We start from the raw sequence: 11,227 nt of genomic DNA, 5'->3' as shown, positions 1-11,227 counted from the left end.
GCGATGAGCGAGCCCTGGAAGCGCTTTGAGCACGACCAGCCCAACGTACTCTGGCAGATGGACTTCAAGGGGCACTTCGAGACCCTCGGGAAGGAGCGCTGCAGCCCCCTGACGGTACTGGACGATCACTCGCGCTTCAGCATCCTGCTGCGCGCCTGTGGCCCCACCGACACCGCTACCGTGCAGGCAGGCTTAAGGGAGGCGTTTGGGCATTACGGCCTGCCGTTGCGCATCAACACCGATAACGGCTCGCCGTGGGGCTCGCCCGGCAGTCCGGGGCAGCTTACCGAGCTGGCCGTCTGGCTGATCCGGCTGGGCATCCGCATCAGCTACAGCCGGCCGTATCACCCGCAGACCAACGGCAAGGATGAGCGGTTTCACCGGACGCTGAAGGCAGAAGTGCTGAACGGACGAAGCTTCGCTACGCAGGAGCACGTGCAGCAGGAACTGGACCGCTGGCGCACCATATATAACTGCGAGCGCCCGCATGAAGCGATCGGCATGGATACACCGATCAGCCGTTACAAGCCGAGCCCGCGGGCGTATCCATCAGCGCTGCAGGAGCCAGAGTACGGCCCGGATGACGTGGTGCTGCGGGTCAAATCCGACGGCCGGCTACGCTTTGAAGGACGGCATCTCAAGGTCTCGAATGCTCTTTATGGGCTGCCGGTTGCAGCACGCGCAAAGCCGGGCGAAGACGGCGTATTTGAATTCTGGTTTGCACATCACCGCATCCTCACCCTTGACCTGAGGAGCGAGAATCGCTGACCATAAAAGTGTCAATGATGTCTCCGCACGTTTGTCAACCATGTCTCCGGTCTATACACGGCAAGCAAAGAAAAGTAGGTGCCGCCCCGCACAGGGGCAACGCTAATAAACCAACAACAAAGCAAGGAAAGGCCAACGCGGTAGGCAAACAGCCAAGCGCCGCGCAGGCAAACAGATCAAGAAAAGGCCAACGCCGTAGGCAAACAGCCAAAAAAATCCCACCGCCAAAAGCAAAAACCCCACCATAACCCCAACCCGCCACCGGCACCTCACCGTACCGCTACAATATTCCTTTAACCCCGCGGCTTCGAGACCAGAAAGATGTCCACTCCAACGCCCCGCGCTCCGATGCTCTCCACTGCCGAAGCGTTGGCGACCCTGCTCAGCGCAGCGAGCCCAATCACCGGCACCGAATCGATCCCTACGCTGGAAGCACTCAACCGCGTGCTATCGGTGGACGTCACTTCGCCGCTCGACGTCCCTCCAATGAACACCAGTTCAATGGACGGCTACGCAATCCGCACTGAAGATCTGGCAACGGACGGCAACCGCCGCTTGCCCATCTCGCAGCGCATTCCAGCCGGCCACGCGCCCGAGGCGTTGAAGCCTGGCACAGCAGCGCGCATCTTCACAGGCGCCACGGTGCCGCCGGGCGCCGACGCCATCGTGATGCAGGAGCAAACCGAGGCCACCGGCAACGAAGTCACGATTCTCCACAGCCCGGCGCCGGGCGAATGGATCACCGCCCAGGGCGCGGACATCCGCAGCGGCTCGATCATCCTTCCAGCGGGCACGCGCCTGACGCCGCAAGCCTTGGGGCTCGCCGCCTCGGTTGGCTGCGCCGAGCTCCAGGTGCGCCGTCGCGTAAAAGTCGCCGTGTTCTTCACCGGTGACGAACTGACCATGCCTGGCGAGCCGCTGAAACCCGGCGCGATCTACAACTCGAACCGTTTCACGCTGCGTGGCCTTCTGGAAAATCTGGGTTGCGACGTCACCGACTACGGCATCGTCCCCGACAAGCTCGACGCGACTCGCGCAACGCTGCGCGAAGCGGCGCTGGCGCACGATCTGATCCTCACCTGCGGCGGCGTGTCGGTCGGTGAAGAAGATCACGTCAAGCCGGCCGTCGAGGCGGAGGGCAGCCTGTCGATGTGGCAGATCGCCATGAAACCGGGCAAGCCGCTCGCATTCGGAGCCGTGCGACGGGCCGCGCGGCAGACAGATACGGATGCGGCGGCGTTGGCCGAAACCTTTTTCATCGGCCTGCCGGGCAATCCGGTCTCCAGCTTTGCGACGTTCCTGCTGTTCGTTCGTCCGTTTGTCCTGCTTCTGGCCGGTATGCGGACGGTGGCGCCGCGCGCGCTGTCGCTGCGCGCCGATTTCGCGCAGAAGAAGGCCGACCGCCGCAACGAATTCCTGCGTGCGCGTATCAATGCGGCCGGCGGCCTCGATCTGTTTCCGAATCAGAGCTCGGCGGTACTGACGTCGACCGTATGGGGCGACGGCCTGATCGACAATCCGCCGAACCACGCAATCAGCGTCGGCGAGACCGTGCGTTTCATCCCCTTTTCCGAATTGCTGAACTGAGGCCGGCAGCCGCCGGTGGTTTTCCGATGAAGATTCAACTCCGATATTTTGCAAGCGTGCGCGAAGCCCTCGAAACCGCCGACGAAACGGTGGATGTACCCGACGGCATCGCGACCGTCGGCGACGTGCGAGGCTGGTTGCGCAAGCGCGGCGGCATCTGGGCCGACACCCTCGCCGAGGGCCGCGCCCTGCGCATGGCCTGTAACCACGTCATGACCGATGCCGGCACGCGCATCACCGAAAATTGCGAAGTCGCGTTCTTTCCGCCCGTCACCGGCGGGTGAATCGCCCGGATAGCCGCCAGAAACCAGGGTGGAAGGTTTGGTAAAACCAGGCCTCGCCAACCCCCGCTAAGCCGCACAGGAGCCAGAGATGCCCGTTCGCGTCCAGACGGAAGACTTCGACCTCACCGCCGAGGTCGCCGCGTTACGTGCGCGCAATCCGAAGATCGGGGCGGTGGCCTGTTTTGTCGGCACCGTGCGCGATCTGAACGACGGCAGCGCAGTCGAAACCATGGAGCTCGAACACTATCCGGGCATGACGGAAAAGTCGCTGGAAGCGATTGTCGTGAGCGCACGCGAGCGTTGGCCGGGGATCGAGGTGCTGATCGTGCACCGGGTCGGCAAGCTTTATCCGCTTGACCAGATTGTGCTGGTGGCGACCACCGCCGCTCATCGGGGCGACGCCTTTGCGTCGTGTGAGTTCGTGATGGACTACCTGAAGACCCAGGCGCCGTTCTGGAAGAAAGAGAAGACAGAAGAAGGCGAGCGCTGGGTTGACGCCCGCGTCGCCGATGACGCGGCACTGGCCAGATGGGGCATCGAATCGGATAACGAGGCGGCGGACTAGGGCGCGTGCTTGCCAGGCGCCTGCATCAATCGTCTTTCGCTTTGCCGATGATCCGCGCGGGAAACGGCTCGCCTGGTGCTCGTGTGGAAGCGCCTGCGGCATGTTCGTCGTCAGGCGGGCGCCGCTTCGGCGCGACGCGCTCCAGCAACGCCTGTTGCTCCTCCGGAATCTTGTAATCCCAGCCGAAGCGGCTCAACTGCAAGCTCTGCGCGATTCGCAGCGCCGGTTCCATGAAGCGGACCGCCGCCGCCGGCTGATAGCGCGACTCTACCGTGTCCAGAAACAGATACAGCCAGCGGCTGAAATGCTGTGGCTCGACACCCTCGAGCGGCTGGTGCGCCTGCTGCACATTGCCGCGGTATTGCTTCGCGCCAAGCACAAGACTGCCCCAGAACGTGCACATTTTGGGCAAGTGGTCGTCCCAGCGGCCCGCAAGCGTTGCGTCGAAGACCGGGCCAAGCAGCGGATCAGCGCGTACGCGGTCGTAAAAGCCGTAAACGAGTTCGCGAACATTCGCCTCAGTAGGTTCGGTTGCGCGTTCGACAACCGGTGCAGCAGGAAAAGACGGATTCATGCAAATTCCAGATAATGCGGTTATTCATTCTGAATCGCCACGCGACGCCACAGACTGTCAGAAATGGCCTTAAACCCAATCCAAACAGGAGAAAGTAGGCCACGAATAACCCCCTTTTCGCATAAATGGCCTATGCAGGAAGCGCTACCATTACTGCCGAGAGATCAACACCGACTGTTCAGCGCACAATCATAAAATATGCGTAGCGCCTGCATCTTAAGGCGAAGCGGTGGCCACCGGCAACCCTCGCATCGACGCGGTTATCCCGAGGATCGCGACTTGCGCTTATCGTGACATCTGCACTTATGAGACTGACCGACTATACGGATTACTCAGTGCGCGTCCTGCTATACCTTTGTGTCCGTGGCGATGGCTTATCGACCATCCAGGACATCTCGGACGCGTACGGGATCTCCAAAAACCATTTGATGAAGGTAGTGCAGCAGCTCGGCGAACTCGGCTGGGTGGAGACCGTGCGCGGGCGCAACGGCGGTCTGCGTCTCGCCGAGAAAACCAGCGCGTTGACCGTGGGGGAGATCGTGCGGGCCACGGAAAGCGACTTCGCGCTGGTCAACTGCTTTCCGGATCAGCACGGTGAGCACCGCGGCTGTGTCATTACATCGCATTGCCGTCTGCGCGGCGCGTTTGAGGCGGCGCGCAACGCGTTTCTCGCCGAGCTCGACCGCCATACCATTGGCGATGTTGCGCAACCGAGTGAACCGCTCGCTGCGCTGCTTGGTTTAGGCACCGTCATCCCGATCATGCCGGCCGCGCCCGCCGGCGATGCAGCGCTGCTCACCGGAACCCGGGCAGCAGATTCTCGCGCGTCAAATGTTAAATAGTTGCTCCTGGTTGCAAAAAAGCGCTTGAAACCTGCGCAAAACGCCTCAATTTGGTGGTAATCGAAATTGGAGGTCTCTTGATGAGAATCGACAAACTTACCACTAAATTCCAGGAAGCACTGGCCGACGCGCAGAGTCTCGCGGTCGGTCACGACAATCAATACATCGAACCGGTTCATGTCCTCTCGGCGCTCGTCGCCCAGCAGGACGGTTCGGCGCGTTCGCTGCTCTCGCGTGCGGGTGTGCATGTCCAGGCGCTGCAAACCGCGCTGGGCGACGCCATCACGCGTTTGCCGCAAGTGCAGGGCACGGACGGCAACGTGCAGATCGGCCGCGAGCTGACCGGCTTGCTGAACCAGGCGGACAAGGAAGCACAAAAACTCAACGACACGTTCATCGCGAGTGAGATGTTCCTGCTCGCGGTCGCCGACGATAAAGGCGAGGCCGGCCGCCTCGCGCGCCAGCACGGCTTGTCGCGCAAATCGCTGGAGAGCGCGATCGCGGCGGTGCGCGGCGGTTCGCAGGTGCATAGCCAGGACGCGGAAAGTCAGCGTGAAGCGCTGAAAAAGTACACCGTCGATCTGACCGAGCGTGCGCGGGCGGGCAAGCTCGACCCCGTGATCGGCCGGGACGACGAAATCCGCCGTTCAATCCAGATCCTGCAGCGCCGCACCAAGAACAACCCGGTGCTGATCGGCGAGCCGGGCGTGGGCAAGACCGCGATTGTCGAAGGTCTCGCGCAGCGTATCGTCAACGGCGAAGTGCCGGAAACGCTCAAGGGCAAGCGCGTGCTGTCTCTCGACATGGCGGCGTTGCTCGCCGGCGCGAAATACCGCGGTGAGTTCGAAGAGCGCCTGAAGGCCGTGCTGAGCGACATCGCGAAAGACGAAGGCCAGACCATCGTCTTCATCGACGAAATTCATACGATGGTTGGCGCGGGCAAGGCTGAAGGCGCGATGGACGCTGGCAATATGCTCAAGCCGGCGCTCTCGCGCGGCGAACTCCATTGCGTCGGCGCCACCACGCTCGACGAATATCGCAAGTACATCGAAAAGGATGCCGCGCTCGAACGCCGCTTCCAGAAGGTGTTGGTCGATGAACCGTCGGTCGAGGCAACGATCGCGATCCTGCGCGGCTTGCAGGAGAAGTACGAGCTGCACCACGGCGTCGATATCACCGACCCGGCGATCGTCGCCGCGGCCGAATTGTCGCATCGCTACATCACCGACCGTTTCCTGCCGGACAAGGCTATCGATCTCATCGACGAGGCCGCTTCGAAGATCAAGATGGAAATCGACTCGAAGCCGGAAGAGATGGATCGGCTCGACCGTCGTTTGATCCAGTTGAAGATCGAGCGCGAAGCCGTCAAGAAGGAGAAGGACGAAGCGTCGCAGAAGCGTCTGCAACTGATCGAAGAAGAAATCGAACGGCTGGATCGCGAATATTCGGACCTCGAAGAAATCTGGACCGCGGAAAAGGCGGCGGTGCAGGGCAGCGCGCAACTGAAGGAAGAAATCGAAAAGACGCGTGCGGAAATCACGCGCTTGCAGCGTGAGGGCAAGCTCGAGAAGGTCGCCGAGTTGCAGTACGGCAAGCTGCCGGGTCTCGAGGCGCAGTTGAAGGAAGTGACCAAGGCCGAAGCGCAGGAGCAGAACAACCCGACCCGGCCGCGTTTGCTGCGCACCCAGGTGGGCGCGGAGGAAATCGCGGAGGTCGTGTCGCGTTCAACGGGTATCCCGGTGTCGCGCATGATGCAGGGCGAGCGCGAGAAGCTGCTGCAGATCGAAGAGAAACTGCACGACCGCGTGGTCGGTCAGAACGAGGCGATCAGCGCGGTAGCCGATGCGATTCGCCGCTCGCGTGCGGGCTTGTCCGATCCGAACCGGCCGTACGGCTCGTTCCTGTTCCTTGGGCCGACCGGGGTGGGTAAGACGGAGTTGTGCAAGGCGCTGGCGTCGTTCCTGTTCGATTCGGAAGATCACCTGATCCGTATCGACATGAGCGAATTCATGGAGAAGCACAGCGTCGCCCGTTTGATCGGCGCGCCGCCGGGTTACGTCGGTTACGAAGAAGGCGGTTACCTGACCGAAGCCGTTCGCCGCAAGCCTTACAGCGTGATCCTGCTCGACGAAATCGAGAAGGCGCACCCGGACGTGTTCAACGTCCTGCTGCAGGTGCTCGATGACGGCCGTATGACCGATGGGCAGGGCCGTACCGTGGACTTCAAGAACACGGTGATCGTGATGACGTCGAACCTCGGTTCGCAGGTGATTCAGGCAATGGTCGGCGAGCCGCAGGAAGCGGTGAAGGACGCGGTCTGGGAAGAAGTGAAACTCCATTTCCGGCCCGAGTTCCTGAACCGGATCGACGACGTTGTGGTGTTCCATGCGCTCGACCGCTCGAACATCCAGTCGATCGCGCGGATCCAGTTGCAGCGGCTGCATGAACGGCTCGCCAAACTCGACATGCAACTGGTGGTGTCGGACGCGGCGCTCGAGCACATCGGCAAGGTCGGCTACGATCCGCTGTTTGGGGCACGGCCGTTGAAGCGGGCGATCCAGCAGGAGATCGAGAACCCGGTCGCCAAGCTGATTCTGGCTGGCAAGTTCGGTCCGAAGGATGTGATTCCTGTTGAAGTGGAAGATGGCGAACTGGTGTTCGACCGCGTCGTGCACTAAGCCGTGCGCCAGGCCGCGCATCAAGCCAGGCACCAGGCGAAGCGCGCGCGGCCACTTACGGAACGGCAGAGATTGAGCCGTTCCGGCCCATGTTGAAAAGCGGCAACGAAGTCACCTTCGTTGCCGCTTTTTTCGTCTGCTATCAGGTGACAACGGGCGAAGCGAAGCTGCTTATGCGTTGCCCTTGCCGAACAGCGACGACAGGCTGCCGAGCGCGCCCAGCACGCTCGACGGATTCACCGTGCCTTCGGCGGGTACTTCGCCGTTCGGCGTGGCCGCGTTGACGACGTGCGGCAGAATCTGCGACAGCAGGCCGGTGACCTGGTCCGGTTGCACGCCGGCCTTGGCGGCGAGGTTGGTGACGACGTCCGACCCAAGCACGCTGTGCAGGGCGTCGGGCGAGATCGCCTGGTTCTCGCCGTTGCCGACCCACGACGACACGACGTCGCCGAGGCCCTTTTCCTTGAAGCTGCTGATCAGGCCGTTCAAGCCGCCCGGCTGGTTGTTGACGAATTCCAGCGCGGCTGCAACGAGGGCTTGCTGGCCACCGCCTTCGGGCGATTTGCCAACCAGGGAACCGATAGTGTCGAGTAGGCTCATGACGGTCTCTCTTGAATGCCAACCCGTGTTTGACGAGTCAGCGGGTGAAAACGCCGCGCGGTTGCGCGGCGCCGATGGACGGTGAGCGTACGGGAGCTGGGTCGTGCCTGTGTTTTCATCACGCGTGTAGCGCACGTGATTCGCCCGGCTACGGTGCTACCGGCGCTCTACCTTGGCGCTCGATCTGCTTTAAGCGCCGGCCGAGGCCGCCGCAGCCGATGCAGCCTTGCTCTTCTTCGCTTTCTTCTTCGAAGCCTTGGTGCCGGACGCGTCGGCAGGCGCGCTGGCAGCAGCCGTCGTGGCCGGCGCCGCGGAAGCCGCCGCCGCATCAGCCGCCTTGCTCTTTTTCTTCGACTTCGAAGCTTTGGTGCCGGATGCCTCGGCAGGCGCGGCCGGTGCCATGGTTGTGGCTGCGGTGGTGGCCGCGGGTGCGGCTGCCGGGGCCGGCTTCGTGGTAGCGGTACTGCCGGACTTCGCGGCAGCCTTGGCGCCCGTAGGCGGCGTGGACGAGCCGTTGACGGTCAGGCCTGCCGTCTCGAGATTGCTCACCGATTTGGTGCCGAGACCCTTGACGCGCGTGGCGAGATCATCGGCATCCTTGAAGGGACCGTTCTTGGTGCGTTCGTCGATGATTGCTTTCGCATGCACCGGGCCGATACCCTTGACCGATTCGAGCGCCGCCTGATCGGCGGAATTCACTTCGACGGCCGCCGCGAATCCGGCCGACAGCGACAAAGCCAAAGCAACGCAAAGCATCAAAAGCTTCTTCAGCATGGCAAGCACTCCATTGAGGGCAAAAAAGTTAGCCGCAAAGGGAAAATTCGGACGACGCACCCTGTCAGCAGGCGCTGCGCTTAAGCATAGAACAAATTGCGCGCCCTTATTTGCAAACGCCGTCGATTTATACCGATCGATTCGTGACAAGTAAATCAGGCTGGACAATATTTGAAGATTTTGCTTGGCGATTGAGCCGTTATGCGTTTATCGATCAATGCGGCTCACCGTAAATAATGTTGGCGCGAACAAATCGCGAACAAATGACAGCGTCTTCCACTTGACTTAGAGTGCACTCGAAGTCCTAACCTGAGTTCCGTCATGTCGAAAATGTCAAAAGCACTCACCATTGGCGAAGTCGCCGTAACCATCGGCGTCTCCACCCATACGCTGCGCTACTACGAACAGGCTGGTCTGATTCGGGCAGTGGGGCGCACGCAGGCGGGGCATCGCCTGTATTCGCCGGCCGATCTCGACTGGCTGCAGTTCGTGATGCGTCTGAAGGCGACCGGCATGCCGATCGCCGGGATGCAGGCGTTCGCGGCGCTGCGCTCAGAAGGTCAGCCGACGATGGGCGAGCGCCGTGACATGCTGGTGGCGCATCGGGATGCGGTTTTGGCGCGGATCGCCGAGTTGCAGAGCAATCTCGGCGCGATCGTCGACAAAATCGCCTACTACGAAGAAGCTGCGGGACTACAACCCGCCGCGAGTGCTCCGACACGACAGAACGACGAAACTCAATCGCACTCGGAAAAGGACTCACCATGGAACACGCACAAAACGATCGCTACACCCGCGGCTGGAACAAACTGAAGGAGATCGACGGCTCGACCGGTGAACAGGTGATTGCCGCACTGGCGCCGATTGCGCCGGATTTCGGACGCCTGCTGATCGAATTCGGCTTCGGCGATATTTACAGCCGGCCGCAACTCGATCTGCGGGCGCGAGAAATCGCGACGATTGCGTCACTGGCCACGCTCGGGTGCGCGCAACCGCAATTGAAGGTGCATATCGAGGCGGCCTTGAACGTCGGCTGCACGCGCGAGGAGATTGTCGAAGTGTTCATGCAGATGGCGCTCTACGCGGGTTTCCCGGCGGCGCTGAACGCACTGTTCGCGGCGCGGGAGATTTTCGAGCGGCACGACCAGGTGTTGGAGGAAGCGCAAGCAGCCCCGTCAGGCCGCCGAATCCACCCTGACCACAGCCTCGGCGCGTAAATACCGCTTGCTCACGCCACGCCAGTACAACAGCAAACCGATGCCGGCAATCGCGAGGCTGAGCGTATTGGCGACCCAGAAACCGCGCGCGCCGGTCAGCCATTGCGGCGTCGCGCCCAGGACATTGAAGCCGAGCAGATAGCCGCCGCCGAGCCCCACGCCCCATAGCGCAACCGCATAGATAACGGTCGGCACGACGGCCACCTTGTACGCGCGCAGCACGAACGCGGTGGTGATCTGCAACGCATCGAACAGGTGATAGCACACGACGATCAACACCAGCGGCATTGCCGCCGCCGCGACCTGCGCGTTCGGCGTATAGCCCTCGATCAAGTACGGCCGCAGCACCAGCACGATCGCGCCATAGCAGCAGGCGATCGCCACGGCCATCATGATGCCGTGCCGTGACAGCGTGCGCGCCGCTTCGGGGCGATGCGCGCCGAGCGCCTGGGCAACCAGTGTCGATGAGGCGATGCCGATCGACAGCGGCGTCATATAGAGCACGGCGCCGACGTTGCCGGCGATCTGGTGCCCGGCGAGCGTGGTCGTGCCGAAGCGCGCAATGAAGAGCGCCATGAACGTGTACGAGGTGACTTCGATCAGGTACGACAGGCCCATTGGAATGCCCAGACGCAGCTGCGCCGCCTGCCGGCGCCAGACCGGCCAGCAGAAGTGCGCGAAGATCGCAAACGGCTTGAAGACGTGGACCCGCGTTAACAGCAGCATCCCAACCACGGCCAGCCCCCAGTTGATCGTGGTGCTGGCGAGCGCGCAACCGGGGCCGCCGAGCGCCGGCACGCCGAGTCCGCCGAAGATGAACCACGTGTTGAGCGGAAACTTGAGCAGCAGCGCGCCGATCTGCAGGATCATCACGAGCCGCGGTTTGCCGACCGCATTGGTGATCGAGCTGTAGACGCGAAAGGCGAGGCCGGCCGGCAAGCCGAACGCCAGAATCTGCAGATAGGCGACCGTGCGCTCGTGCAGCGCTTCGGGCACGCGCGCGACCTGCAGAACCGGCCCCGGAAAGTAGAGAATCAGAAAGCCGATCACGGTCAGCGCGAGCGCGAGCCACAAGGACTGGCGCACTTCTTCGCCGATCTCGAGGTAGCGGCGCGCGCCGTAGAGTTGCGCGGTGATCGGTTGCAGCGCGGTCAGGATGCCGGTCAGACCGATGTAGACAGAAATATAGATCGACGAGCCGAGGCCGAGCGCGGCGAGATCGACGGCCGAATAGCGGCCGACCATGGCCGTGTCGATCACGCCGAACGCGATGATCGCCAGTTGGCCGATCAGCACGGGCCAGGCGAGCGCGGCGATTTTCCGTACATCAGCGAACAT

12 protein-coding genes are annotated in these 11,227 nt (G+C 62.3%); 8 read left to right on the top strand and 4 right to left on the bottom strand.

Annotation, left to right across the window (positions count from 1 at the left end):
• From BCY88_RS35325 to moaE, 4 genes are all read left to right on the top strand, one after another.
• Window positions 1–768 (top strand): integrase core domain-containing protein (locus BCY88_RS35325; protein ID WP_147408554.1); only part of this gene is annotated, 768 nt, incomplete at its 5' end.
• Between the two features lie 348 nt (window positions 769–1,116).
• Window positions 1,117–2,355 (top strand): molybdopterin molybdotransferase MoeA, encoded by a 1,239-nt coding sequence (locus BCY88_RS35320; RefSeq protein WP_120348710.1) that lies wholly within the window; start codon window positions 1,117–1,119, stop codon window positions 2,353–2,355.
• Window positions 2,356–2,381: 26 nt separating this feature from the next.
• Window positions 2,382–2,639: a molybdopterin converting factor subunit 1 gene (gene moaD, locus BCY88_RS35315; RefSeq protein ID WP_120348709.1), complete on the top strand. Its 258-nt coding sequence runs from the start codon at window positions 2,382–2,384 to the stop codon at window positions 2,637–2,639.
• Window positions 2,640–2,727: 88 nt separating this feature from the next.
• Window positions 2,728–3,204 carry a molybdopterin synthase catalytic subunit MoaE gene (moaE, locus tag BCY88_RS35310; protein ID WP_120348708.1) on the top strand — a complete coding sequence of 159 codons (477 nt, stop codon included), beginning with the start codon at window positions 2,728–2,730 and terminating at the stop codon, window positions 3,202–3,204.
• A 25-nt stretch (window positions 3,205–3,229) separates the two neighbouring features.
• On the opposite strand, the gene BCY88_RS35305 is transcribed toward moaE, so the two are convergent.
• Window positions 3,230–3,778: a group III truncated hemoglobin gene (locus tag BCY88_RS35305; protein ID WP_120348707.1), complete on the bottom strand. Its 549-nt coding sequence runs from the start codon at window positions 3,776–3,778 to the stop codon at window positions 3,230–3,232.
• Between the two features lie 305 nt (window positions 3,779–4,083).
• Here BCY88_RS35305 and BCY88_RS35300 point away from each other — a divergent pair, with 305 nt between their 5' ends.
• Together BCY88_RS35300 and clpB are read left to right on the top strand one after the other, a co-directional pair.
• The gene (locus BCY88_RS35300) at window positions 4,084–4,620 is read left to right on the top strand and encodes an Rrf2 family transcriptional regulator (protein ID WP_120348706.1); all 537 of its coding nucleotides are present in this window, start codon (window positions 4,084–4,086) and stop codon (window positions 4,618–4,620) included.
• A gap of 80 nt (window positions 4,621–4,700) precedes the next feature.
• Window positions 4,701–7,298, top strand: coding sequence for an ATP-dependent chaperone ClpB (gene clpB, locus BCY88_RS35295; protein WP_120348705.1), 2,598 nt, complete (start codon window positions 4,701–4,703; stop codon window positions 7,296–7,298).
• A 171-nt stretch (window positions 7,299–7,469) separates the two neighbouring features.
• On the opposite strand, the gene BCY88_RS35290 is transcribed toward clpB, so the two are convergent.
• Together BCY88_RS35290 and BCY88_RS35285 are read right to left on the bottom strand one after the other, a co-directional pair.
• Window positions 7,470–7,898 (bottom strand): YidB family protein, encoded by a 429-nt coding sequence (locus BCY88_RS35290; RefSeq protein ID WP_120348704.1) that lies wholly within the window; start codon window positions 7,896–7,898, stop codon window positions 7,470–7,472.
• Window positions 7,899–8,087: 189 nt separating this feature from the next.
• A complete protein-coding gene (locus tag BCY88_RS35285; RefSeq protein WP_120348703.1) occupies window positions 8,088–8,672 on the bottom strand; it encodes a ComEA family DNA-binding protein in 585 nt (194 codons plus the stop codon).
• Between the two features lie 321 nt (window positions 8,673–8,993).
• Between BCY88_RS35285 and BCY88_RS35280 the strand changes: the two genes are divergently transcribed.
• Together BCY88_RS35280 and BCY88_RS35275 are read left to right on the top strand one after the other, a co-directional pair.
• Window positions 8,994–9,485 (top strand): MerR family transcriptional regulator, encoded by a 492-nt coding sequence (locus BCY88_RS35280; protein WP_120348702.1) that lies wholly within the window; start codon window positions 8,994–8,996, stop codon window positions 9,483–9,485.
• Window positions 9,437–9,889: a carboxymuconolactone decarboxylase family protein gene (locus BCY88_RS35275; RefSeq protein WP_120348701.1), complete on the top strand. Its 453-nt coding sequence runs from the start codon at window positions 9,437–9,439 to the stop codon at window positions 9,887–9,889. The genes BCY88_RS35280 and BCY88_RS35275 overlap by 49 nt, the downstream gene beginning before the upstream one ends.
• Here BCY88_RS35275 and BCY88_RS35270 read toward each other — a convergent pair.
• On the bottom strand, window positions 9,848–11,227 hold the full coding sequence (locus tag BCY88_RS35270) for an MATE family efflux transporter (protein WP_120348700.1): 1,380 nt from the start codon (window positions 11,225–11,227) through the stop codon (window positions 9,848–9,850). The genes BCY88_RS35275 and BCY88_RS35270 overlap by 42 nt on opposite strands.

Origin of the sequence: Paraburkholderia fungorum (assembly GCF_003610895.1) — a bacterium.
Taxonomy (GTDB): domain Bacteria; phylum Pseudomonadota; class Gammaproteobacteria; order Burkholderiales; family Burkholderiaceae; genus Paraburkholderia; species Paraburkholderia fungorum_B.
This window is presented reverse-complemented; position numbering and strand designations above follow the sequence as displayed.